The sequence below is a fragment of the Staphylococcus sp. IVB6181 genome, from assembly GCF_025561445.1.
Lineage (GTDB): Bacteria > Bacillota > Bacilli > Staphylococcales > Staphylococcaceae > Staphylococcus > Staphylococcus simulans_B.
In genome coordinates, this window is record NZ_CP095096.1 from 1,339,774 (window position 1) to 1,365,115 (window position 25,342).

Below are 25,342 nucleotides of genomic sequence, written 5' to 3' on the forward strand. Positions count from 1 at the left end.
AATGTCAGTATTAACTAATGAAGAACGCGTTGATATTTTGAGCAATATCGTCAATATTAATTCTGTGAATGATAATGAGATAGAAGTGGCCCAATATTTGAAAGGGCTGTTTGAAGCGCATGGAATTGAAACTGAAATAGATGAGATAACACAGACGCGTGTGAATTTAATCGCTAAAATCGGAAGCGGTTCACCTGTAGTCGGTATTTCTGGACATATGGATGTCGTATCAGAAGGGGATTGCGATGCATGGAAATATCCTCCGTTCGAATTAACTGAAACAGACGGCAAGCTTTATGGGCGCGGTGCCTCTGATATGAAATCAGGTTTAGCAGCACTGGCGATTGCGTTAATTGAAATCAAAGAACAAGACTTATTGAAACAAGGTACCATTAAATTCATGGCAACTAGCGGTGAAGAAATGGAACAACTAGGTTCTAAACAGTTGTATGAAAAAGGATACATGGATGATGTCGATGCATTGATTATTGCGGAACCGTCAGAAACAAACATTGTATATGCACATAAAGGTTCTATGGATTATCGCATTACGTCTTATGGTGAAGCAGCACACAGTTCTATGCCGATAATCGGACGCAATGCGATTCAGCCTTTAATGCACTTTGTATTGAATATAGATGAAGCTTATCAAGAAGCACTTCGTACATTGAATACAAGTCAATTAGACTTCACGCAAATGGTTAATCATTTAGGACACCTCTTTGGAGATAAAGTAGATTTAAATGAAGCGCAAAAAGTATTATCTGGTCTTGTCATCAGCAATACGATTTTCAACGGCGGCAATCAAGTCAATTCTGTACCAGATCGCGCAACAGCTGAATTCAATATCAGAACGGTACCTGAATATAACAATGACGATGTTAAAGCACTCTTCAACCATCATTTAAAAGCCGCTAACAACAACGGGGCAGATTTAAAAGAAGATTTATATTTAGATTTAGATCCTGTCATTACAACAGGTCAAAATACTTTAATCGAAACAGGTTACCAAATCGCAAAAGATATGTTTGATAAAGATATTTTAATTACACCAATGCCAGGGGTTACAGATGCATCTAACTTATTAAAAGGCAAAGATGAAAACTTCCCATTCTTAATGTACGGTCCTGGCAGTACAGCACATCAAATCAACGAATATGTTGATAAAAAGACATATTTGGATTTCATTGAATATTTCATTTCGCTTTTAACACAATATACTAATAAAGCTGCTGAAAAATAAGCGCAAAAAGATACGCCTGCACAAAATAAGATGTGCAGGCGTTTGATTTGTTTATTGGGTGCTTTTTATTTTTTGGTTTTATGATTGATGTTTCTTAAGTTGTTGTGTGTATCTCCAGTACATTAAACCTAACATGATAAACCAAATCGGTGATAAGAAAATCGCTGTTCTTGTGACAGGGTTAACAAATAATAATCCGAATACAAAGATGAAGAAGATTAAAATTGCATAACCAGAATACTTACCGCCCGGCAATTTATAAATTGCATTTTTATGGTTTTTAGGTTCGCGTCTATGGTATTTAATATACGCGATTGTAATTAATGACCAAACGACTAAGAATAATACTGTTGATACTGTTGTTACGTAAGTAAATACTAAAGTAGCATCCGGAACAATATAGTTTAATAAAGCTGCGACAAGTAATAGGGCACATGAGACGATAATCGCAATGTGCGGTACACCGTTTCTATTTGTTTTATGGAAAATAGGCGGTGCTTGTTCTTGTCTTGATAATCCGAATAACATACGGCTGTTTGAGAAAATACCGCTATTACAAGATGAAGCAGCTGCTGTTAATACCACAAAGTTGATGATACCAGCCGCAAATGGTATTCCGACCAATGCGAATAATCGAACGAACGGACTATCTGACGGGTCGACTTTATACCAAGGAATAATAGACATAATCACTGCAAGTGCACCAACGTAGAAAATCAAGATACGTGCAGGTACACTGTTGATTGCTTTCGGAATCGTTTTTTCAGGGGCTTTAGTTTCACCCGCTGTTACACCGATTAATTCGATCCCAACGAATGAGAACACTGCCATTTGGAATGACATGAAGAAACCTGAAATACCTTTAGGGAAAATACCGTGATTATAAAGGTTAGCCACATTTGCATGACCGAATTTCGTTTCATACGCTACGAAAATCATGCCAAGACCAACGACAATTAAAACGATGATAGTTGTCACTTTGATGATCGCAAACCAGAACTCTAATTCCCCGAAAATTTTCGCACTTAATAAGTTGAAGGCCATTAAGATAATGACACAAAACAGAGCGCTGACCCAGTTAGGAATCTGCGGCCACCAGAAGCTGACATATTTTGCGACTGCTGTAACTTCTGCCATCCCTGTAATAATCCAACATAACCAATATGTCCAGCCGGTTACGAACCCTGCAAAAGGTCCTATGTACTCATTTGTTACATCGGCGAAAGACTTGAAGTTAGTATTTGAAATCAGAATTTCACCTAAGCCCCTCATGAACATAAATAACATCAAACCGATAATGATGTAGGTTAATAAGATGGAAGGTCCTGTCATCGCTATCGTCTGTCCTGCCCCCAGGAACAATCCAGTACCGATCGCGCCACCAATCGCAATCAACTGAATGTGACGATTGCTCAGTTCTCTTTGTAAATTGTTTGCCATAGTTTAAAAACAACTCCCTTTTTGCACCTTAATAATATTATGCACATATCCCTACAAGATGACAAATATTTTTTGGAAATAATGAGAATTTTCATGCAATTCTCAATGAAATATAGTTATTATGAATGATAATAATTTAAAATGGATGGTTGAAATCATGATGATTTCGTTACTTTAAGCTATAATAATGTAATATATTACCAAATTTAAGAGGAGAAATTGCATTTTTCGCTGTGTACGGGTAATTACAATAGTATCAATGCACAATTTAAAGTTTCTAAATTGTTCACAAAAGCGTTCATATTGGATATAATACTAAATGAAAGCCATTTCAATTTGTTATAGAAAAGGGGAAATTAATATGGCAGAATTGCATAAAGGTTTAGAAGGGGTAATTGCAGCTGAAACAAAGGTAAGCTCAATTATCGATAGCCAACTGACATATGCTGGTTACGACATCGATGATTTAGCAGAAAACGCATTATTTGAAGAAGTCATTTTCTTATTATGGAACTATAGACTTCCAACACAAGATGAATTAAATGAGTTGCAAGAAAAACTATACGAGTATAAGAAATTAGACCAAAGAGTTTATGATCATTTCGAAGACTATGCAACGGACAACGTTCATCCAATGACAGCACTAAGAACTTCAGTTTCTTATGTTGCGCATTTCGATGAAAATGCTGAAAGCGAAACTGAAGAAGAAAAGTATGACCGTGCGATCAGAATTCAAGCGAAAATGGCATCATTAGTCGCTTCATTCGAACGCGTAAGACAAGGTAAAGAGCCTGTTTATCCTAAAAAAGGCTTAAACTATGCGGCAAACTTCTTATATATGCTGCGCGGTGAAGAACCAAGCGACATTGAAGTAGAAGCGTTTAACAAAGCATTAGTATTGCATGCTGACCATGAATTAAATGCTTCAGCATTCACTGCACGCTGTGCTGTATCATCACTATCTGATATGTATTCAGGTATTGTTGCAGCTGTAGGTTCATTAAAAGGACCTTTACACGGCGGCGCAAACGAACGTGTAATGAATATGCTGTCTGAAATTCATTCAGTAGATGAAGTAGAACCATATATTGATAATAAATTGAAAAACAAAGAAAAAGTAATGGGCTTTGGTCACCGCGTATATAAAAACGGCGACCCTCGTGCTAAGTATTTAAAAACAATGAGTAAGAAAATCACTGATGAAACAGGTCAAAAACACTTGTATGATATCTCAGTGAAAATTGAAGATTTAATGAAGGAACATACAGGCATTATCGCAAACGTTGACTTCTACAGTGCAACTGTATATCACAGCATGAACATTCCTCATGATTTATTTACACCGATTTTCGCAGTCAGCCGTACTTCAGGCTGGTTAGCTCATATCTTCGAACAATATAGAGATAACCGTATTATGAGACCGCGTGCACAATATATCGGCGAAACAAATCGTGAATATGTACCTATCGAAGATCGCTAATATTAAATAAAGAGACGACTTGGAATCATCACAATAATTTATATTAACGGAGGAATTTAGAATGGCACCAGAAAAAATTGTAAAACAAGAAGACGGTTTATTAGTACCTAACAATCCTATCATCCCTTATATCATCGGCGATGGTATCGGACCAGATATTTGGAGAGCAGCAAGCCGCGTATTAGACGCTGCTGTTGAAAAAGCTTATAACGGCGAAAAACAAATTGAATGGAAAGAAATCTTAGCAGGTCAAAAAGCTTATGACGAAACAGGCGAATGGCTGCCTCAAGAAACTTTAGATACAATTGAAGAATATCTTATCGCAATCAAAGGACCTTTAACAACACCAATCGGCGGAGGTATCCGTTCATTAAACGTAGCATTGCGTCAAACATTAGACTTATATGCATGCTTACGTCCTGTACGTTGGTTCAAAGGTGTTCCATCACCAGTTAAACGTCCAGAAGATACTGACATGGTGATCTTCCGTGAAAACACTGAAGATATTTATGCAGGTATCGAATTTAAAGAAGGTACACCAGAAGCTAAGAAATTAATCGATTTCTTACAAGATGAAATGGGTGCTAAAAATATCCGCTTCCCAGAAACATCTGGTATCGGTGTAAAACCTGTATCTAAAGAAGGTACTGAACGTTTAGTACGTTCTGCAATCCAATATGCGATTGATAACAACCGCAAATCAGTAACATTAGTACACAAAGGGAACATCATGAAGTTCACTGAAGGTGCTTTCAAACAATGGGGTTACGATTTAGCTGAAAATGAATTCGGCGACAAAGTATTCACTTGGCAGCAATATGATCGCCTAGTTGAAGAAAAAGGCAAAGATGAAGCAAACAAAATCCAAGATCAAGCTGAAGCAGACGGCAAAATCATCATCAAAGATTCAATTGCGGACATCTTCTTGCAACAAATCCTTACACGTCCAGCTGAATACGATGTAGTAGCAACTATGAACTTAAATGGTGACTACATCTCAGATGCATTGGCTGCACAAGTCGGCGGTATCGGTATTGCACCAGGCGCAAACATCAACTACGATACTGGTCATGCTATCTTCGAAGCGACTCATGGTACAGCACCTAAATACGCTGACCAAGATAAAGTTAACCCTTCATCTGAATTATTAAGTGCAGTGTTAATGTTAGAACACTTAGGTTGGCAAGAAGCTGCTGACTTAATCACAGATTCAATTGAGAAAACAATTGCATCTAAAGTTGTAACATACGACTTTGCACGTATGATGGAAGGCGCTAAAGAAGTTAAAACTTCTGAATTCGCTGATGAGTTAATTAAAAACTTATAATCCATTCATAATAGATGGAAAGCTATACTGCTCTTTGGGGAGCGGTATAGCTTTTATTTTTACCTTTCAAATTATTTTGTTATTAACCCAATGTTAAGATTGTGTAAAGTTAATACATAGTATGTTATCTTTATGAAAATATAAGTTATAATTAGGTTGAAAAATACACAGGGGGTACTACCATGACTCAGAAAATTTTAGTAGTCGATGATGAACAATCAATTGTAACGTTGCTGAAATATAATTTGGAAACAGCAGGTTATTTAGTAGAAGTGGCCTATGATGGAGAAGAAGCGCTCCAAAAATTAGACGCTGTTCAACCGGATTTGGTCGTATTAGATGTAATGCTGCCTAAATTAGACGGTATCGAAGTCTGCAAATCGATTCGTTCAGACAAAAATCTTGTTCCGATTTTAATGTTGACTGCGAAAGATGATGAATTTGACCGTGTTTTAGGTCTGGAATTAGGTGCAGATGACTATATGACAAAACCATTCTCTCCAAGAGAAGTCGTCGCACGTGTTAAAGCAATTTTACGCAGATCTAAACAAGTGCACAGCCAAAAAGAAGATGAAACAGATAACGAAGATGTTATTATAGGTTCAATCAAAATCAGACCTGAATATTTTGAAGTATATAAGAACAACGAATTATTAGAATTAACCCCTAAAGAATTTGAGTTATTATTATATTTAATCGAGCGTCAAGGACGTGTGATTACAAGAGAGCATATGCTGAACTCTGTATGGAACTATGAATTTACAGGAGATTCAAGAATTGTTGATGTGCACATCAGTCACTTAAGAGATAAATTAGAAGAAAATCCTAAGCAGCCGAAATTGATTAAAACTGTTCGTGGTTTAGGCTATAAATTAGAAAGACCGAAGTCAGCTAATTGAAGTTCTACACACGCTTACTGCTTACGTTAGCCGTACTGATTATCTCTTGTCTCATTGCGTTAGGATTATTAATCAATCATGCGATTTACACGACTATCTCTCAAAGGGATGCGGAAAGTTTAAAGCATGATGCCGAACGCATCAATGAGTCATATGAAAAGCATCACGAACAGACCATCAAAGAATTTGCACATTTAAATAATTTTGCAGTATCCATACATAACAATGATGGAGGCAAAACATTATTTAAGGCAGGAAATGATGTCCCGCCTAACAAGAACATCAATGTTGTCGGCAACCCGTCGAATCTTTTATACGATACGCATAAAGGCAACCACAGATTTACGTATAAGTTTATTGCAAATGATCATTTTGTCATCATTACAGGGTATAACAACGAGATTACGCAGCTTCAATTTGAAGCATGGAAATATATTGCGATTATCGGACTGTTTATTATTGTACTTGTCTTTTTAATTGTCAGAAATATCAACCGTACGTATATCAGACCCATCAATGATGTGACATATGCGACGAAATTGCTTGCACAAGGGCATTACCATATTCGTGTCCCTGAAAGCAATGTCAAAGAGACACGTGATTTATTCGTTACGACGAATGAGTTGGCACGCCGTTTGCAGAAAATGTATAACGAACAAAAGATTCAATCTAATCGTTTAAAAACAACACTTGAGAATATTCCAAGTTCTGTATTGATGATTGATAAGTATGGCAAGATTGTAATTGCGAACACTGCTTATTATGATATGTTCAATCCGGAATCAAGTGTAGTAAACAAAAACTATAATAGAGTGATTAAGGGTAAACTTAATACGTTGATTATCGATGCATTCAAAACTGAAAAAACGATCAATGATCAAGTTAAAATTTACTTGAACAATGTACATGAAAGATACTTTGATACAGTGTGTGTACCGATTTTGTCGCGCAAGAAAAAAAGACTTCAAGGCATGGTAGTTGTGCTCCATGATATTACCAGCTTGAAGAAACTTGAGAACTTGCGTCGCGAATTTGTCGCAAATGTATCGCACGAGTTGAAAACACCGATTACATCTATTAAAGGTTTTGCGGAAACGTTGATAGACGGTGCTAAAAATGATGAAACTACATTGGATGAATTCTTAAATATTATCTTGAAAGAGTCGAACCGCATTGAATCATTAGTGGAAGACTTGCTTGATTTGTCTCACATTGAGCAGCAGACAGAAATTACTACAGAGCCAGTTGATTTATCTGAAGTGACAAGAAATACTGTCAAAACGCTGTATACGAACGGCAAAAAGAAAAATATCACATTAGACACTGAAATCGAAGATTATGTCTTGATTGATGCACAAGAATCTAAAATTGCACAAGTTGTCGTGAATATCGTCAGCAATGCAATCAACTATTCGCCAAAAGACAGTGTTGTCCATGTGAGAGTGTACAAAGATAAAGAGAAATGTGTCCTAGAAGTGGAAGACTATGGTATTGGTATTGCGCCTGAAGATCAAAAGCATGTGTTTGAACGTTTCTATCGTGTAGACAAAGCACGCAGCCGAGATTCTGGCGGTACGGGTCTTGGTCTTTCTATCACAAAACACATTGTTGAGGCTTATCATGGCCGTATTCAAATTGAAAGTGAAGTCGGTGTCGGAACAACGTTCAAAGTTATCTTTTTCGACAATAAAAATAAATCTAATAAAATCTCATAATCTTTGCGCCGGATGAATTTCCGGCGCTATTTTTATGAGTGGCATACAGACATATGATAAAATAGAACCAAACCAATTCTGGAGGTTATAGTGTGGAAAAATTAGTGTTAATTGATGGAAATAGTTTAAGTTTCCGTGCATTTTATGCATTGCCTCTATTAACGAATCGCGCTGGAATTCATACAAATGCGACTTATGGATTTGCGATGTTATTAGAAAAAATTATCAAAGAAGAAAATCCGACGCATTTCTTAGTCGCGTTTGATGCGGGCAAAACAACATTCAGACATCAAACATATGGTGATTACAAAGGCGGAAGACAAAAGACGCCACCAGAATTAAGCGAACAGTTCCCGCTGATTAGACAACTTTTAGATGCTTATCATATTAAACATTATGAGTTAGAAAATTATGAAGCCGATGATATTATCGGTACATTAAGCAAAGCCGCTGATGAAGCAGGGATGCAGACGATTATTGTAACAGGCGATCGCGACTTAACGCAGCTTGCGACAGATAATGTAACCATTTATTATACGAAAAAAGGTGTAACAGATGTGGACCACTATACACCTGAATTTATTGCTGAAAAATATAATGGACTTAAACCGTCTCAAATTATTGATATGAAAGGTTTAATGGGTGATACATCAGATAATATTCCTGGTATTGCAGGTGTAGGAGAAAAAACAGCGATCAAATTATTGAATCAATTTGATTCTGTTGAAAATCTTTACGACCATTTGGATGAAGTGTCCGGCAAGAAGTTAAAAGAAAAACTTGAAAACGGGCATGAAGATGCATTAATGAGTAAACAGTTAGCCACTATTAATGTAGAGAGCCCGATTGAAGTTTCATTGAAAGATACGAAACGACCTGAAGATACAGATCAAACACAAAAAATCGAACTATTTAAAGAATTAGATTTTAAACAAATGCTGAATCAAATCGATGTGGATGCTGATGTTGAAAGTGAAAGTGCAAAAGAATATAAATTAGAAACAGATTTTGATGCTATCGACTTTGATCAATTAGACGCTGCTGCGATTCATTTTGAAGTGGATGAGGGCGACTATTTAACAGCAGATATTTTAAAATTCGGTCTGCATACAGATGACCATTATGTGGTGATTGACGGATCAGAAGTAACACAACACTCTGCACTTGTTCAATGGTTAGAAAATAAAGATACGAAAAAATATGTCTATGATGCGAAAAAAACGTATGCAGAAGCACATCGTTTGAATATTGATATTCAAAACATTACCTTTGATATTATGCTTGCAAGCTACATTTTAGATCCATCGCGTTCGATTGATGATGTACATTCAGTAGTCAGCCAATATGGACAAAATTATGTGGCTGAAGCGGTACATGTATACGGCAAAGGACGCAAACGCCAAATTCCAGAGGATGAAGTCCTTAATCCTTATATAGCGGCGATATTAGATGCTGTTAATCAATGTGTGCCGATTATGCATGACCAATTAAAAGAATACAATCAACTAGATTTATTCAAAGACTTAGAACTGCCATTAGCACGTATTTTAGGCAAAATGGAAGAACTGGGTGTTTATACGGACGTTGAAGAACTTAAAGAGATGGAAAGCGAAATTCAAGGCAAACTTGATACATTGATTGCATGTATTCATGAAGCAGCCGGCGAATCATTTAATTTAAACTCGCCGAAACAGCTGGGTGTGGTCTTGTTTGAAAAGTTAGAACTGCCTGTTATTAAAAAGACAAAGACAGGTTATTCTACTGCCGTAGATGTACTTGAACAGTTACAAGGCGAACATCCGATTATTGAAGATATTTTAGAATATCGCCAACTCTCAAAACTGCAATCAACGTATGTTGAAGGCTTGCAAAAAGTAATACAAGACGATAATCGTATTCATACACACTTTAACCAAACACTCGCACAAACAGGACGACTGTCTTCAGTTGATCCTAACTTGCAGAACATTCCTGTTCGTTTAGAAGAAGGCAGACGTATCAGAAAAGCATTTAAACCTGCAGAATCAGGCAATGTGATACTATCTGCGGACTACTCTCAAATCGAATTACGTGTATTAGCACACATTACTGAAGATGAAAGTATGATGAAAGCATTCAGAGAAGGACATGACATTCATACTGCAACAGCGATGAAAGTCTTTAATGTCGAAGCGGATGACGTTGATGGTTTAATGCGCAGACAAGCTAAAGCAGTCAACTTCGGAATTGTTTATGGTATCAGTGATTATGGTCTCAGCCAAAGCTTAGGAATCACAAGAAAAGCTGCTAAACAATTTATTGATGACTATTTAGACAGTCTCCCTGGTGTGAAACAATATATGAGCGATATTGTTAAAGATGCGAAAGCAAAAGGATACGTAGAAACATTGCTGCATCGACGCAGATATATTCCTGATATTACAAGCCGTAATTTCAACCGACGCAGTTTCGCAGAGCGTACAGCCATGAATACACCGATTCAAGGCAGTGCTGCAGATATTATCAAACTTGCAATGGTCAATTATGACAAAGCAATTCAAGAAACAGAATTTAATGCGCATTTATTATTACAAGTACACGATGAGTTGATCTTTGAATTGCCTGAAAGCGAAGTTGAAGCGTTCAGTGCCTTTATCGAAGAAATTATGGATAATGCGATAGAACTTGAAGTTCCTTTACAAGTAGATACGAATTACGGACCTACTTGGTATGATGCAAAATAGAAAGAGGGTACAAGATTGCCGGAATTACCAGAAGTTGAACACGTAAAAAGAGGAATAGAGCCTTTTGTGGTGAATCAAACCATAGAAGATGTAGTATTCTCTGATAAAGTTATAACGGGAAAGAAAGAGAACAGAGATACAATTATTAAACAAATGGACTTATCCATGTTTAAAAATCGTACAAAAGGATATAAAATTACACGTGTAGAACGTAGAAGCAAATATATCCTTCTCTATTTGGAAAATTATAGCGACCGCAGAGTAATTGTCAGTCATTTAGGTATGACTGGCGGTTATTTTGTGGTGAATCATTTAGATGAGATTATTGTACCGAATTACAAAAAACACTGGCATGTCAATTTTAAGTTGAGTAGTGGCAAGCAATTGATTTTTTCAGATATCAGACGGTTCGGTGAAATCAGAAATGTAGATGACATTACGGCATATGCTTCATATAAAGATATGGCACCTGAACCTTTTGATGAAAATGCGTTTGCACATTACCAACAACAGTTAAAATTGGGTAAATATAAGAATAAACCGATTAAACAGGTCATATTGGATCATAAAGTCATAGCAGGCTGCGGCAACATTTATGCTTGCGAAGCTTTATTCAATGCGCGTATTCATCCTAAACGCACGGTACAATCTTTAAGTCAAAAAGAACAGCAGCGTGTGTTTGAAGCAGTCGTGGATGTTTTAGCATTAGGCATTGAACAAGGCGGTACAAGTATATCTGATTATCGCCACGCAGACGGAAAGACCGGCCATATGCAAGATTACTTGAATGTATATAAGAAAAAGGTATGTCCGGTATGTAATGGTCCGATTGAAACAGAAGTGATTGCAGGAAGAAACAGTCACTTTTGTCCAAACTGTCAAAAATAAATTGTGAACGAGGGAGATTTTAATATGCAAAAGGTAATAGGTCTAACTGGCGGAATCGGAACTGGAAAATCTACTGTTTCCGAGTTGTTAGCAGTACACGGCTTTAAAATTGTAGATGCTGATATTGCGGCGAGAGAAGCGGTAGAAAAAGGTTCTGAAGGTTTAGAACAAGTCCGCCGAACTTTCGGAGATGAAGCAATAGATGAAAATGGCGAAATGAATCGTAAATACGTGGGCGAAATTGTGTTTAACGATGACAAAAAGCGCGAAGAACTCAACCATATCATTCATCCGATTGTGAGAGAATTGATGGAAAAACAAAAAGAAGCATATCTGGAACAAGGCTATAATGTCATCATGGATATTCCGTTGTTATTTGAAAATAATTTGCAAGATACTGTAGATGAAACTTGGCTGGTATATGCTTCTGAGAGTATTCAAGTGGAACGTTTAATGGAACGTAATGATTTAACACAAGAGGAAGCCAAAGCACGTGTTTACAGTCAGATTTCAATAGACAAAAAACGCCGCATGGCTGATCATGTGATTGATAATCGCGGTACACTATTGGAATTAAAACAAAACCTAGAAGCATTGCTTGTACAAGAAGGCTATATTAAGAGCTCTGAAGAGGTTTAATTCAGTTTCAATAACAATGTAAATATGAAATCAAAAATTGCTTATCATTAATGATAAGTAATTTTTTTGTTAATTTTGATAAAACGCTTTCATTTTTACGTAAATATGCTATACTTATTCCATAAAGTATAACACATATAAAAATCGAGGGGTGCTTTTTATGACAACGAATATTGCAATTAATGGAATGGGACGCATTGGACGCATGGTTTTGCGTATTGCTTCTAAAAATGATGACTTAAATGTGGTAGCAATCAATGCGAGTTATCCTCCAGAAACAATTGCACATTTAGTAAAATACGATACAACACATGGAAAATATGACGGTGAAGTTGAACCGACAGAAAATGGTATTCGTATTGATGGTCATGATATTAAATTAGTTTCAGATCGTAATCCAGAAAATTTACCTTGGAAAGATTTAAATATTGACATTGTCATAGAAGCAACAGGAAAATTCAATCATGGCGACAAAGCAGATGCGCACATTAAAGCAGGTGCTAAAAAAGTATTATTAACAGGTCCTTCAAAAGGCGGCCATGTACAAATGGTTGTTAAAGGTGTAAACAACGAAGACTTAGATGTTGAAGAATACGACATCTTCAGTAATGCTTCTTGTACAACAAACTGTATCGGTCCAGTAGCTAAAGTATTAAACGACAGCTTCGGAATTGAAAATGGTTTAATGACAACTGTTCACGCGATTACAAACGACCAAAAGAATATTGATAATCCGCACAAAGATTTACGTCGTGCGCGTTCATGCAACGAAAGTATTATCCCGACTTCAACAGGTGCAGCAAAGGCATTGAAAGAAGTTTTACCTGAATTAGAAGGTAAATTGCATGGTATGGCATTACGTGTGCCGACTAAAAACGTTTCACTTGTTGACTTAGTTGTAGACTTAAAACAAGATGTTACAGCTGAAGAAGTTAACAAAGCATTTGAAGATGCTGATTTAGACGGTGTATTAGCAGTTTCAGACGAACCGTTAGTATCAGTAGACTTCAATACAAACCCTAACTCAGCAATCGTTGATTCAATGTCAACACTTGTTATGGACGACAAGAAAGTTAAAGTTATCGCTTGGTACGATAATGAGTGGGGTTATTCAAACCGTGTCGTTGATATTGCAGTTCAAATTGGTGAATTGTTAAAGACTAAAGAAACAGCAACAGCTTAATTGATACTGCTGTCATAAATTTTTGACCAGTTAATTGGAAGTAGGGCTCCAATTAACTGGTTTTTTCATGTCTTAGTTTCCTTTCTTTTGTGACAACAATTTTTATAGTATAATAGGCCTAATCAATAAAAGAGGTGAAAATGAATGAAATGCCCTAAATGTAATTCGACACATTCTCGTGTAATAGATTCCAGACATGCTGATGAAGCTAATGCCATTCGCAGACGCCGTGAATGTGAAAATTGCGGGACTCGTTTTACCACATTCGAACATATTGAAATGAGTCCATTAATCGTTGTGAAGAAAGATGGTACGCGTGAACAATTTTCACGTGATAAGATTTTAAATGGGCTAGTTCGTTCATGTGAAAAGAGACCAGTAGGCTATCAGCAGCTTGAAGATATTACCAATAAAGTTGAGTGGCGCCTAAGAGATGAAGGTCAAGCAGAAGTTTCTTCAAGAGAAATAGGCGAACATGTGATGAACTTATTAATGCACGTAGACCAAGTATCTTATGTACGGTTTGCATCAGTTTATAAAGAGTTTAAAGATGTCGATCAATTACTTGCGTCGATGCAAGGTATTTTGCAAGAAAAGAATAAACGGAGTGAATCATAATCATGATGCGTCAAAGTGATTTCGGTTTACGACCTCAAGATCCTTTTAAAGTATTGCAAGCTGAAAAACTATCTGAAGCACAATTAGAAGTGCTTAATCGCTTATTTACGCCGTTAATCGGCACAACAGCTATCGGTGTATACCATTATCTGTCGCAGTTTGCGTCATATCCTGCTGAAAGTAATAAAACACATTATGTGATTATGAGTGAACTGAAGATAAACTTAGGCGATTTCAGAGAAGAGATGAATCGTTTAGAAGCGATAGGGTTAGTCAAAACATTTGCCAAACATAACGAGCAATATTCACAGTTTGTCTATCAATTAATAGAACCTCCCACATCTAAGAAATTCTTTAATGATCCTATGTTGTCTGTCTATTTGTATAAAGAAGCAGGCGGTAAAAGATTCCATGAATTAAGACGCTATTTTGAAAGCACTCCCATTAATTTAGATGAGTATCATGAAGTGACGCGCAATTTTACAGATGTATTTAAAGTACCGAATCATGTATTTGAACAGATGGATACAACCAATTCGATTACGGAAACACCGCGATATGAAGGAATGAATTTAGAGCGGATTCAGTTTGATTTCGAACTGCTGTATCAATTGCTGAGCAATCATTTTGTCAGTGCTGAAATTGTTGAAGAAAAATCTAAGCATCTTATTACACAATTAGCAGTATTATACGGCATCACTCCTGAAGGTATGAAGAACTTGATTTTAAAATCGCTGACAAGTGCACAGAAGATTTCGTTTGAAGAGTTGCGTAAACAAGCGCGTGCCTATTATGCGATTGAGCATGAAAATCAACTGCCTTCATTAGAAGCTAAAGCAGATATACCAAATGCTGCACCAGCAAAAGAAACTGCGGTATCGCTGACAACAATGCCTAAAACAGACGAAGAGTTTGAAGCGTGGTATCAACTGTTAGATGAAACCAGTCCGGTAGATATGTTAACCAGCTGGTCAGATTCAGAACCGACACCAAGTCAAAAGTATTTAATTGAAGACTTGATTGTTCGTGAACAGCTGCCGTTTGGAGTGATAAATATCTTGCTGCAATATGTAATGCTGAAAAATGATAGTCAGCTGCCTAAAACGTATATCTTGGAAATAGCTTCGAATTGGAAGAAAAAAGGTTTCAGTTCGGCAAAAGAAGCCTTTAAGCATGTCAAGTCGATGCAGCAATCGCAAAAAGAGAAAGCACAGCAGCCGCAAACCTATAATAACCGCAGCAAGTTCAATAATTATAGAAAGCAAACGGTATCGAAAGAAATCACTCCGGATTGGCTGTTGAACAGACAGCATGAAAAACGCCGTAAAAAAGGCGAAAAACGAAAAGTAGATACACATGATGAACAATTCTTAAAAGATAGAGAAGCCTTTTTAAAACAATTAAATGAAACATGGAAGGAGGATGAATAAACATGAAACGATTCAGCAATATTATGCAGACATCACCGGATTTTCAAAAACGCTTTGAAAAGATAAAAAGAGATGTTGTCAATGACCCGGATGTCAAAAAATTTCTAGAAGCACATCAATCAGAGGTCACAAATCGTATGATTGAAGAAGATTTGAATATTTTGCAAGAGTATAAAGATCAGCAAAAACAATACGACGGGCATGAATTCAAAGATTGTCCGAATTTTGTAAAGGGGCATGTACCGGAACTTTATATTGAAAATGGCAGAATCAAAATCAAATACCTTCCATGTCCATGTAAAATCAAACATGATCAAGAGCAGAAAGAAGCACATTTGATTACGTCGCATCATATGCAGCGAGATACGCTGGATGCGAAATTAAACGATATTTATATGGATAACCGTGAACGTTTGGATGTCGCAATGGCAGCCAGTCGATTATGTGATGATATCGTGAAAGGCAAAAGGGTCAAAGGTTTATACTTATACGGCTCTTTCGGCACAGGCAAATCCTTTATATTAGGTGCAATTGCCAATCAGCTGAAATCTAAATTAATTCCGTCTACCATTGTTTACTTGCCGGAATTTATCCGTACATTAAAGAACGGTTTTAAAGATGGTTCTTTTGAACGCAAACTGCAAGTGGTCAGAGAAGCTGAAATTTTAATGCTTGATGATATCGGTGCTGAAGAAGTTACACCGTGGGTGCGTGATGAAGTGATTGGACCGCTGCTGCATTACAGAATGGTTCAAGAATTACCGACATTCTTCAGTTCAAACTTTGATTTCAAAGCCTTAGAACATCATCTTTCGATTACAAGAGATGGATCTGAGCAGACAAAAGCTGCACGAATTATGGAACGTATTAAATCGTTAGCGGAACCTTACGAATTAGTAGGAGAGAATTTACGTGACGATTGATATTTTTAGAAAATAGGTTATAATGGAATTAAATCTAAATCAACGTAAACATAAGAGGATATGACAATTTATTCCCTGCTATACAGAAAGCTGCTGGTGATGAGAATGCGGCTATCATAATAAAGTGTTACTCCCTTTTAGATATGATATTTGTAATGAATATCCGGCTCAAGACCGTTATCTTATGCAGAGATGAGAAACAGTTATATGGGAATGTTCCTGTTTCTTAAACTAGGGTGGTATCACGAGAACCTCGTCCCTTTACAGGGCGGGGTTCTTTTTATTTTTACGTGAGATTAAAAATGGAGGCGTTTTTAAATGGATAAAATCAACATTACTTTTCCAGATGGAAATAGTACTGAATTCGACAAAGGTATTACAACTGAAGAGATCGCACAATCAATCAGTCCGGGATTAAGAAAGAAAGCAGTTGCCGGCAAAATCAATGGACAAATGGTAGATTTAACACGTCCGCTAGAAGCAGACGGCACAATTGAAATTGTGACACCTGGCAGCGATGAAGCATTAGAAGTATTACGTCATTCAACAGCACATTTAATGGCACAAGCACTTAAACGTTTATACGGAGATGTTAAATTCGGTGTAGGTCCTGTCATTGAAGGCGGTTTCTACTATGACTTTGATACAGATGCTAAAATTTCTTCTGAAGATTTCCCAGAAATCGAAAAAACAATGAAACAAATCGTGAATGAAAATCATAAAATTGAACGCAAAGTAGTCAGCCGCGACGAAGCAAAAGCATTCTTCAGCGACGACCCGTACAAACAAGAATTAATCGATGCGATTCCTGAAGATGAAAATGTGACACTTTATACACAAGGCGAATTCACTGACTTATGCCGCGGTGTACATGTGCCATCAACTTCTAAAATCAAAGAGTTCAAATTGCTTTCAACAGCTGGTGCATATTGGCGCGGCGACAGCAACAACAAAATGCTGCAACGTATTTACGGAACTGCATTCTTCGACAAAAAAGATTTAAAAGCACACTTGAAAATGCTGGAAGAACGTAAAGAACGCGATCACCGTAAAATCGGTAAAGAACTTGAATTGTTTATGAACAGCCAATTAGTAGGTGCAGGTTTGCCGTTATGGTTGCCGAACGGTGCAACTATCCGTCGTGAAATCGAACGGTATATTGTGGATAAAGAGGTCAGCTTAGGTTACGACCACGTATATACACCAGTAATGGCGAACGTAGATTTATATAAAACATCAGGTCACTGGGATCACTATCAAGATGACATGTTCCCACCGATGAAATTGGATGAAACTGAAGAAATGGTTATGCGTCCGATGAACTGCCCGCATCATATGATGATTTATAAAAACAAACCGCATTCATACAGAGAATTGCCGATTCGTTTAGCTGAATTAGGTACAATGCACCGTTATGAAGCAAGTGGTGCTGTATCAGGCTTGCAGCGTGTCCGCGGTATGACTTTGAATGATGCGCATATCTTCGTACGTCCAGATCAAATCAAAGAAGAATTCAAACGCGTTGTACAATTAATCTTAGACGTGTATGACGACTTTGGTTTCGAAAACTACAAATTCCGTTTAAGCTATCGTGATCCAGAAGATACTGAAAAATACTTCGATGACGATGAAATGTGGGATAAAGCAGAAGCAATGCTTAAAGAAGCAGTAGATGAAATGGGCTTGCCATATGAAGAAGCAATCGGCGAAGCGGCATTCTACGGTCCTAAATTAGATGTTCAAGTGAAAACAGCTATGGGTAAAGAAGAAACTTTATCAACTGCACAACTTGACTTCTTATTGCCAGAACGCTTTGATTTAGCGTATATCGGCAAAGACGGAGAAGAACACCGCCCAGTTGTTATTCACCGCGGTGTAGTATCAACAATGGAACGTTTCGTAGCATTCTTAACAGAAGAAACAAAAGGTGCATTCCCAACTTGGTTAGCACCAATGCAAGTTGAAATCATTCCTGTAAATGTTAATTTGCATTATGATTATGCGCGTCAAATTCAAGATGAATTGAAATCTCAAGGTGTACGCGTTGAAATTGATGACCGCAATGAAAAAATGGGCTACAAAATCCGTGAAGCACAAATGCATAAAATTCCTTATCAATTAGTAATCGGTGATAAAGAAATTGAAAATAATGAAGTCAACGTACGTCAATATGGTTCAAAAGAACAAGAAACAGTTGAAAAAGATGAATTCATTTGGAATTTAGTAGACGAAATCCGATTGAAAAAACAAAGACAAAATTAACTCCTTGATATTACAGAAGAATTAATGTATATTACAATGTAGTTGAATAAATATTAAAAAAGTGTTAGAGGTTGCATCTTTGAAGAGTTGCTTATCAGAAGCTTTATCGGAGCGTATGTTGAATAAGTTAAAGGCAAAGATGCCGAAATTTACAATAGCCGTAACTATTGTATTTTGGGACAGTTTCCTAATAGGAGCTGTACTGTCACATAATGTGATGTGCTACCGTATATTATAAAGTTCTAATGATGGTCGCATATCAAACAAGATAGCGGCCATCATTTTTATATTCATGCAAGCCTCTATACTAAAGAAAGGAATCGATTATGAACAATCAATCTAATCAGGATGCAGGCATCCAAAGAGGTCTGAAAGACCGACATATTTCCATGATTGCAATCGGCGGATGTATCGGAACAGGTTTATTCGTAACATCAGGCGGCGCAATTCATGATGCTGGGCCTTTAGGAGCGCTTTTAGCGTATGCTGTTATTGGTATTATGGTTTTCTTCCTAATGACTTCATTAGGTGAGATGGCAACGTATTTACCAGTCTCTGGTTCATTCAGTACGTATGCCACTCGATTTGTAGACCCGTCATTAGGCTTTGCTTTAGGATGGAACTATTGGTTTAACTGGGTTATCACTGTCGCAGCAGACGTAACCATTGCTGCACAAGTCATTCAGTATTGGGACCCGATGAAAAGTATTCCAGCTTGGGCATGGAGTGTTTTATTCCTTATCATTATCTTTGCACTGAACTCATTGTCAGTTCGTGTCTATGGTGAAAGTGAATATTGGTTTGCATTAATTAAAGTTGTAACAGTAATTGTTTTTATCGCAATCGGGCTGCTTACAATTGTCGGAATTATGGGCGGAAAATTCATTGGATTTGAAACCTTTACTTCAGGCGACGGTCCAATCCTAGGCGGTAATTTAGGCGGAAGCTTATTATCTATCTTAGGTGTATTCTTAATTGCTGGTTTCTCTTTCCAAGGAACTGAGCTGATCGGTATTACAGCAGGGGAATCTGAAAACCCTGAACGTGCTGTACCAAAAGCAATCAAACAAGTATTCTGGAGAATTTTATTATTCTATATTTTAGCAATTTTTGTTATCGGTATGATTATCCCTTATACTCATCCAGCATTGATGGGCGGGGAAGATAACATTGCGACATCTCCATTTACATTAGTATTTAAAAATGCCGGTTTAGCATTCGCAGCTTCATTCATGAACGCAGTTATCTTAACTTCTGTATTATCTGCCGGCAACTCAGGTATGTATGCATCAACACGTATGCTGTACTCTATGAGTAAAGATAAACTTGCTGCACCAGTATTCGGCAAAACATCTAAACAAGGTGTACCATTCATCGCATTAGTTGCGACAGGTGTAGTTACAGTTGCTATTTTCTTATTACAAAAATTAAGCGGCGGCGCTTATGAATATATTGTTGCTGCGAGCGGTATGACTGGATTTATTGCTTGGGTTGGTATTGCAATCAGCCATTATCGTTTCAGACGTGCATTCACTGCACAGCATCATCATAAATATGAATTGAAATATAAAGCAAAATGGTCCCCATTCGGACCTATCTTTGCAGGTATCTTATGTGTGATTGTTATTATCGGACAAGATGTCGACTTCATTAAAACAGGCGACTTTGATCCTAACAGATTTTTAATCACATATATGGGTATCCCAGTATTCTTAGCATTCTTCTTGTATCATAAAATCAGATACAAAACGAAAAAAATTCCATTGAAAGACGTAGATTTGCGTCAAGACGTGAATATGAGCCAATTTAAATAAAGTTTCAAATTTTAATTGACTTTATCTCTCAATGTTGATATGATTGTATACGTTGAATACGAAACGAACCAAGTAGAAGCTTCCCGCTTCTCACCTGTAGCGACGCTTAAGGCTGTTGGCAGGTCCAAAACAACGTTGCAATAAGACAACGTTGACTTTATGGAAAAGAGCGGGCACTTCTGTGTCCGCTCTTTTTACTTGGGATATTTCGTAAATATAACGGAGGTGTTAACCATAGCAAAGGATCAAACGCAAGTTAACGAAAGAATTCGTGCAAGAGAAATTCGTGTCATTGGTCAAGACGGTGAACAAATCGGTGTTAAACAAAAACGTGAAGCATTAGAAATGGCGGATCGTGTAGGTTTAGATTTAGTCGTAGTCGCGCCTAATGCTAAACCTCCTGTTGCTCGTATTATGGATTACGGTAAATACAAATTCGAACAACAGAAAAAAGAAAAAGAAATGAAGAAAAAACAAAAAGTTATCAACGTTAAAGAAATTCGTTTAAGTCCAACAATTGAGGAACATGACTTCCAAACTAAGTTGAAACAAGGACGCAAATTCTTAACTAAAGGCGATAAATGTAAAGTTTCAATTCGTTTCAGAGGACGTGCTATTACGCATAAGGAAATTGGTCAACGTGTATTAGAGAAATTTGCAGGCGAATGCAAAGACATCGCTACAGTTGAACAAAAGCCTAAAATGGAAGGCCGTCAAATGTTTATCATGCTAGCACCACTAGCAGAAAAATAATTTTTAAAGATATTATAGGAGGAATTTCATTATGCCAAAAATGAAAACACACCGCGGAGCAGCTAAACGTGTTAAAAGAACTGCTACAGGTAAATTAAAACGTTCAAGAGCTTTCACATCTCACTTATTCGCAAACAAAAGCACTAAGCAAAAACGTAAATTACGTAAAGCAAGCTTAGTATCACCAAGTGATATGAAACGCGTAAAACAATTATTAGCTTACAAAAAATAATTGACTAGAATCAAAACGCATAATCAGTTCTGCTTTAGCTTTGATGAAAAGATTGCAGACTGAACCAAATTAAAATAATCAAGTTATAGATATAACCAAGGAGGAATTCAATATGCCACGTGTTAAAGGTGGAACAGTAACAAGAGCACGTCGTAAAAAAGTAATCAAATTAGCTAAAGGTTACTTCGGCGCAAAACGTACTTTATATAAAACAGCTAAACAACAAGTAATGAAATCAGGTCAATACGCTTTCCGTGACCGTCGTCAAAGAAAACGCGACTTCCGTAAATTATGGATCACTCGTATCAATGCGGCTGCACGCAACCACGGTTTAAGCTACTCTAAATTAATGAACGGCTTAAAACAAGCTGACATCGATATCAACCGTAAAATGCTTTCTGAAATCGCAATTTCAGACGACAAAGCTTTCGGTGAATTAGTAGAAAAAGCTAAAGCAGCTTTAAAATAATCAACTTACAATACTCAATCATTGGTAATCTTTATACTGATGATTGAGTTTTTTATTAGAAGCAGCTTTACGCAGATTTCAAATCTTTGATAAAATAACAACGAGTACATATGTAAATAGTAAAGGAGAAAACCATGTCAAAATTTGATGAGAAAATCATTGTAGTACCAAGAGATATTGTGTTTAATCATGAAAAAAATGCTTTCAACGGCTTTTTACCGCAAAATGATCCAACTGGGGAAGCTATTTTTGAAACGTTAGATAAATATGAAGTAAAACGCCGCGGAGATATGGAAGAAGATCCTGCGTACAAACAACTTATCTCATATTGCTTGCTAGAAAATGAAAAAGGCGAAACGCTCGTATATGAACGTTTATCTGGCGGCGGCGAAGACCGCTTGCATGGTCAATCTTCTATCGGTGTAGGCGGACATATGAATGATGTAATGGACGCACAAACAATTAATGAAGTATTGCGTGTGAATGCACAACGAGAATTAGAAGAAGAAGTCGGTTTAAGTACAAGCAAAACACAAAATATGGAATATATCGGTTTCATTAATGATGATACGAATGAAGTGGGCGAAGTACATTTAGGAATCGTCTTTAAAATCAGAGTGGATTCTGAAAATGTAGAAGCCAAAGAAACAGATACACTTAAAATCAAATGGGTGAATCAAGGCAGAATCGAAGACTATGATGATTTTGAAACTTGGAGTGCGCTCATCTTAAAAGCATTGAATTAGAAGCGGGTGTTAACATGTCTGATGTAATTCCATTCCCTCAAAACAAAGCAAAACTGACGAAAGATATTAAATCGCATTTTGAACATGAAAATTACGATGAGATGTACGATGCATTTATGAAATTCGAAAAAAGTTTTGAATTAGATACTGAATTAGCTTTATTAAAATGTGAGATGCTTCTAAGAATGGAACAATATTTGGAATTGAGAGAAGAAGCAATCATCCTATTGAAACAGGGTTTTGATGCCTACAATCGCTTAATGGTCTATTATATGACCAGCTTGCATGGGTTAGGACAGTACTATGAATGTGTGGAAGTCTTTAATCAGATTATAGATCAAGTGAATGATCATGATATCCGCATGCAGCTGTTTCCGATTAAAGAAGATGCCCAAATGCAGCTGAATGAAAACAAAAAGCATTATATCAGCAGGATGAAACAATTTACCGAATTGCAAGTCGATCAGCAGTTGTATTTATTGTTCGATATGATGCATGAAGGACAGTATGGTTTTTCAGATACGTTCGCAGAAATCATCAACCAAACAACATTACATGCACACGTTCAAACCATTATTTTGGAATACTTGAAAAAAGCACAATACCGCCATCATGTGAAATTCATTAAAAATAAAACAGAGTTCGATGTCGTACCTAAAGACTTGCCCGGCTTAGAGTATGCACCTTTTACACAAAAGGTGATTCCTGAAGTAATGCAGCGGTTTGAGGATGCTTTCGGAGATCAAATGAGACCGGAAATTTCTCAGATGCTGCAAGGCTTTGCGATTGGGATTTATCCGCTTGAAATTGAAACATACGCGCCAATTGACGAGTGGATTACGACCTTCTTCAATTATATACAGTCAATGTTGAATCTGTCTGTATCTGATGAATTGAAGATGAATGATGAGGTCCTTAAATGGATTCATCTGATTGAACAGAATATCACAAAATGATTAGGGTATTATGATAGTATTACAACAATTAAGAGAAAAGATTAAATTGCAGCAGCAACTCGCAATACACTAATCACAAGGTTTGTAACCGTATTGTACGTATGCTATAATGAAAAAGTTGAAAAATTAAAATTACGATTATCATGGAGGTTTTTATATCATGACAGCAACATGGGAAAAAAAGGAAGGTAACCAAGGCGTTTTAGAAGTTACTGTTCCTGCTAAAAAAGTAGATCAAGCAATTGATCAAGCATTCAAGAAAGTAGTTAAACAAGTAAATATTCCTGGTTTCCGTAAAGGAAAAGTACCTCGCCAAATCTTTGAACAACGTTTTGGTGTAGAAGCACTTTACCAAGATGCAGTTGATCTTTTATTACCAGAAGCTTACGGTGAAGCTATCGAAGAAACAGGTATCAAACCAGTTGATCAACCTGAAATCGAAGTTACACAAATTGAAAAAGGCAAAGACTTGACTTTCAACGCTACTGTAACTGTAGAACCAGAAGTTAAACTTGGAGACTACAAAGGTCTTGAAGTTGAAAAGCAAAATGCTGAATTAACAGACGAAGAATTACAAGAACAAATTGATCACAGCTTAGGTCACTTAGCTGAAATGGTAATCAAAGAAGAGGGTGCAGTTGAAGAAGGCGATACTGTAAACTTAGACTTCGATGGTTATGTTGACGGGGAACAATTCGAAGGCGGACAAGCTGAAGGCTACGATTTAGAAATCGGTTCAGGTATGTTCATTCCTGGATTTGAAGAGCAATTAGTAGGCTTGAATACTGGCGACGAAAAAGACGTTAAAGTTACATTCCCTGAAGAATACCACGCTGAAGAATTAGCGGGTAAAGAAGCGACTTTCAAAGTTAAAATCAACGAAGTTAAATACAAAAACGTTCCTGAATTAGACGATGAAATCGCTAATGAATTAGATTCAGATGCGGATAACGTTGAAGAATACAAGCAAAATCTTCGCAAACGTCTTGAAGAAGAGAAAAAAGTCAACGCTGAAAACGTTGAAAAGGAAGAAGCAATCAACAAAGCTGTTGAAAATGCTGAAGTAGATATTCCTGAAGCAATGATCAACACTGAATTAAACCGTATGATGCAAGAATTCGAACAACGTATTCAACAATCAGGTTTAAACTTAGAAACTTACTTCCAAATCTCAGGTCAAGATGAGTCTCAATTAAGAGAACAAATGAAAGACGATGCTGAAGCACGTGTTAAAACAAACTTAACATTAACTGCAATCGCAAATGCTGAAGACATCGAAGCATCTGATGAAGATATCGATAAAGAATTAGAAGCAATGAGCGAACAATTCGGCATCTCAGCTGAAGATATCAAGAAAACATTAGGCAACACTGACTTAATCAAAGGTGATGTACGTGTTAAAAAAGTTATCGACTTATTAGTGGATAATGCTAAATTTGTTGAAGCTTCTGAAGATAAAAAAGAAGAAAAAGAAGACAAATAATCAATTCATTTCCAATTGAATAAATGAATGGGTAGAGGGTGAAGTTGCATTTCTAATGTGTCAATCAGCTTGAGAGATTCAAGGTGTTTGAGTTGCAGAATGTAGTTTCATCCTCTACA

21 protein-coding genes, 1 riboswitch and 1 other annotated feature are annotated in these 25,342 nt (G+C 36.8%); of the genes, 20 read left to right on the top strand and 1 reads right to left on the bottom strand.

The window, feature by feature from the left end; genetic code table 11:
* The first annotated feature begins 1 nt into the window (after position 1).
* The gene (locus MUA90_RS06540) at positions 2 to 1,243 is read left to right on the top strand and encodes an ArgE/DapE family deacylase (RefSeq protein ID WP_262588749.1); all 1,242 of its coding nucleotides are present in this window, start codon (positions 2 to 4) and stop codon (positions 1,241 to 1,243) included.
* A gap of 78 nt (positions 1,244 to 1,321) precedes the next feature.
* On the opposite strand, the gene MUA90_RS06545 is transcribed toward MUA90_RS06540, so the two are convergent.
* Positions 1,322 to 2,683, bottom strand: a complete 1,362-nt coding sequence (locus tag MUA90_RS06545) for an amino acid permease (RefSeq protein WP_262588750.1) — start codon at positions 2,681 to 2,683, stop codon at positions 1,322 to 1,324.
* Positions 2,684 to 3,044: 361 nt separating this feature from the next.
* On the opposite strand from MUA90_RS06545, the gene MUA90_RS06550 reads away from it, so the two are divergent.
* The 19 genes from MUA90_RS06550 to tig all read left to right on the top strand — a co-directional run bounded on the left by MUA90_RS06550 (position 3,045) and on the right by tig (position 25,223).
* The gene (locus MUA90_RS06550) at positions 3,045 to 4,163 is read left to right on the top strand and encodes a citrate synthase (RefSeq protein WP_262588751.1); all 1,119 of its coding nucleotides are present in this window, start codon (positions 3,045 to 3,047) and stop codon (positions 4,161 to 4,163) included.
* Between the two features lie 61 nt (positions 4,164 to 4,224).
* Positions 4,225 to 5,490, top strand: a complete 1,266-nt coding sequence (gene icd, locus MUA90_RS06555) for an NADP-dependent isocitrate dehydrogenase (RefSeq protein ID WP_114603179.1) — start codon at positions 4,225 to 4,227, stop codon at positions 5,488 to 5,490.
* A gap of 182 nt (positions 5,491 to 5,672) precedes the next feature.
* Positions 5,673 to 6,389 (top strand): response regulator transcription factor, encoded by a 717-nt coding sequence (locus tag MUA90_RS06560; RefSeq protein WP_105992577.1) that lies wholly within the window; start codon positions 5,673 to 5,675, stop codon positions 6,387 to 6,389.
* The gene (gene pnpS / locus MUA90_RS06565) at positions 6,386 to 8,104 is read left to right on the top strand and encodes a two-component system histidine kinase PnpS (RefSeq protein ID WP_114603180.1); all 1,719 of its coding nucleotides are present in this window, start codon (positions 6,386 to 6,388) and stop codon (positions 8,102 to 8,104) included. The genes MUA90_RS06560 and pnpS overlap by 4 nt, the downstream gene beginning before the upstream one ends.
* A gap of 92 nt (positions 8,105 to 8,196) precedes the next feature.
* The gene (gene polA / locus MUA90_RS06570) at positions 8,197 to 10,827 is read left to right on the top strand and encodes a DNA polymerase I (RefSeq protein ID WP_262588752.1); all 2,631 of its coding nucleotides are present in this window, start codon (positions 8,197 to 8,199) and stop codon (positions 10,825 to 10,827) included.
* A 15-nt stretch (positions 10,828 to 10,842) separates the two neighbouring features.
* Positions 10,843 to 11,715, top strand: a complete 873-nt coding sequence (gene mutM, locus MUA90_RS06575) for a bifunctional DNA-formamidopyrimidine glycosylase/DNA-(apurinic or apyrimidinic site) lyase (RefSeq protein ID WP_262588753.1) — start codon at positions 10,843 to 10,845, stop codon at positions 11,713 to 11,715.
* Positions 11,716 to 11,739: 24 nt separating this feature from the next.
* Positions 11,740 to 12,354, top strand: coding sequence for a dephospho-CoA kinase (gene coaE, locus MUA90_RS06580; RefSeq protein WP_262588754.1), 615 nt, complete (start codon positions 11,740 to 11,742; stop codon positions 12,352 to 12,354).
* Positions 12,355 to 12,514: 160 nt separating this feature from the next.
* Positions 12,515 to 13,537 carry a glyceraldehyde-3-phosphate dehydrogenase gene (locus MUA90_RS06585; protein ID WP_105992582.1) on the top strand — a complete coding sequence of 341 codons (1,023 nt, stop codon included), beginning with the start codon at positions 12,515 to 12,517 and terminating at the stop codon, positions 13,535 to 13,537.
* A 144-nt stretch (positions 13,538 to 13,681) separates the two neighbouring features.
* A complete protein-coding gene (nrdR, locus tag MUA90_RS06590) occupies positions 13,682 to 14,155 on the top strand; it encodes a transcriptional regulator NrdR (protein ID WP_105992583.1) in 474 nt (157 codons plus the stop codon).
* A gap of 2 nt (positions 14,156 to 14,157) precedes the next feature.
* The gene (locus MUA90_RS06595; RefSeq protein WP_262588755.1) at positions 14,158 to 15,585 is read left to right on the top strand and encodes a replicative helicase loading/DNA remodeling protein DnaB; all 1,428 of its coding nucleotides are present in this window, start codon (positions 14,158 to 14,160) and stop codon (positions 15,583 to 15,585) included.
* Positions 15,586 to 15,587: 2 nt separating this feature from the next.
* Entirely contained in the window at positions 15,588 to 16,508 is a 921-nt protein-coding gene (dnaI, locus tag MUA90_RS06600; RefSeq protein WP_262588756.1) for a primosomal protein DnaI, read from the top strand.
* A 318-nt stretch (positions 16,509 to 16,826) separates the two neighbouring features.
* Positions 16,827 to 18,770: a threonine--tRNA ligase gene (thrS, locus tag MUA90_RS06605; RefSeq protein ID WP_262588757.1), complete on the top strand. Its 1,944-nt coding sequence runs from the start codon at positions 16,827 to 16,829 to the stop codon at positions 18,768 to 18,770.
* A gap of 57 nt (positions 18,771 to 18,827) precedes the next feature.
* A riboswitch (Lysine riboswitch) is annotated at positions 18,828 to 19,003 on the top strand.
* A 93-nt stretch (positions 19,004 to 19,096) separates the two neighbouring features.
* Entirely contained in the window at positions 19,097 to 20,584 is a 1,488-nt protein-coding gene (locus MUA90_RS06610) for an amino acid permease (RefSeq protein WP_262588758.1), read from the top strand.
* Between the two features lie 64 nt (positions 20,585 to 20,648).
* Positions 20,649 to 20,787, top strand: a sequence feature (ribosomal protein L20 leader region).
* A 22-nt stretch (positions 20,788 to 20,809) separates the two neighbouring features.
* Complete coding sequence (infC, locus tag MUA90_RS06615; RefSeq protein WP_105993049.1) at positions 20,810 to 21,337, top strand: translation initiation factor IF-3; 528 nt, start codon at positions 20,810 to 20,812, stop codon at positions 21,335 to 21,337.
* Between the two features lie 31 nt (positions 21,338 to 21,368).
* Entirely contained in the window at positions 21,369 to 21,569 is a 201-nt protein-coding gene (gene rpmI, locus MUA90_RS06620; RefSeq protein WP_114603188.1) for a 50S ribosomal protein L35, read from the top strand.
* Between the two features lie 112 nt (positions 21,570 to 21,681).
* The gene (gene rplT / locus MUA90_RS06625; protein ID WP_105992589.1) at positions 21,682 to 22,038 is read left to right on the top strand and encodes a 50S ribosomal protein L20; all 357 of its coding nucleotides are present in this window, start codon (positions 21,682 to 21,684) and stop codon (positions 22,036 to 22,038) included.
* Positions 22,039 to 22,172: 134 nt separating this feature from the next.
* A complete protein-coding gene (locus MUA90_RS06630; protein WP_105992590.1) occupies positions 22,173 to 22,784 on the top strand; it encodes an NUDIX domain-containing protein in 612 nt (203 codons plus the stop codon).
* Between the two features lie 14 nt (positions 22,785 to 22,798).
* The gene (locus tag MUA90_RS06635; protein WP_262588759.1) at positions 22,799 to 23,740 is read left to right on the top strand and encodes a hypothetical protein; all 942 of its coding nucleotides are present in this window, start codon (positions 22,799 to 22,801) and stop codon (positions 23,738 to 23,740) included.
* A gap of 160 nt (positions 23,741 to 23,900) precedes the next feature.
* Positions 23,901 to 25,223 carry a trigger factor gene (gene tig, locus MUA90_RS06640; protein ID WP_105992592.1) on the top strand — a complete coding sequence of 441 codons (1,323 nt, stop codon included), beginning with the start codon at positions 23,901 to 23,903 and terminating at the stop codon, positions 25,221 to 25,223.
* The last annotated feature ends 119 nt before the right edge of the window (positions 25,224 to 25,342 follow it).

Bases quoted from the DNA above. Each gene is read 5' to 3' on its own strand.
- MUA90_RS06540 (WP_262588749.1), top strand. From the start codon at position 2: ATGTCAGTATTAACTAATGAAGAACGCGTTGATATTTTGAGCAATATC.
- MUA90_RS06545 (WP_262588750.1), bottom strand. From the start codon at position 2,683: ATGGCAAACAATTTACAAAGAGAACTGAGCAATCGTCACATTCAGTTG.
- MUA90_RS06550 (WP_262588751.1), top strand. From the start codon at position 3,045: ATGGCAGAATTGCATAAAGGTTTAGAAGGGGTAATTGCAGCTGAAACA.
- icd (WP_114603179.1), top strand. From the start codon at position 4,225: ATGGCACCAGAAAAAATTGTAAAACAAGAAGACGGTTTATTAGTACCT.
- MUA90_RS06560 (WP_105992577.1), top strand. From the start codon at position 5,673: ATGACTCAGAAAATTTTAGTAGTCGATGATGAACAATCAATTGTAACG.
- coaE (WP_262588754.1), top strand. From the start codon at position 11,740: ATGCAAAAGGTAATAGGTCTAACTGGCGGAATCGGAACTGGAAAATCT.
- MUA90_RS06585 (WP_105992582.1), top strand. From the start codon at position 12,515: ATGACAACGAATATTGCAATTAATGGAATGGGACGCATTGGACGCATG.
- nrdR (WP_105992583.1), top strand. From the start codon at position 13,682: ATGAAATGCCCTAAATGTAATTCGACACATTCTCGTGTAATAGATTCC.
- MUA90_RS06595 (WP_262588755.1), top strand. From the start codon at position 14,158: ATGATGCGTCAAAGTGATTTCGGTTTACGACCTCAAGATCCTTTTAAA.
- dnaI (WP_262588756.1), top strand. From the start codon at position 15,588: ATGAAACGATTCAGCAATATTATGCAGACATCACCGGATTTTCAAAAA.
- thrS (WP_262588757.1), top strand. From the start codon at position 16,827: ATGGATAAAATCAACATTACTTTTCCAGATGGAAATAGTACTGAATTC.
- MUA90_RS06610 (WP_262588758.1), top strand. From the start codon at position 19,097: ATGAACAATCAATCTAATCAGGATGCAGGCATCCAAAGAGGTCTGAAA.
- rpmI (WP_114603188.1), top strand. From the start codon at position 21,369: ATGCCAAAAATGAAAACACACCGCGGAGCAGCTAAACGTGTTAAAAGA.
- rplT (WP_105992589.1), top strand. From the start codon at position 21,682: ATGCCACGTGTTAAAGGTGGAACAGTAACAAGAGCACGTCGTAAAAAA.
- MUA90_RS06630 (WP_105992590.1), top strand. From the start codon at position 22,173: ATGTCAAAATTTGATGAGAAAATCATTGTAGTACCAAGAGATATTGTG.
- MUA90_RS06635 (WP_262588759.1), top strand. From the start codon at position 22,799: ATGTCTGATGTAATTCCATTCCCTCAAAACAAAGCAAAACTGACGAAA.
- tig (WP_105992592.1), top strand. From the start codon at position 23,901: ATGACAGCAACATGGGAAAAAAAGGAAGGTAACCAAGGCGTTTTAGAA.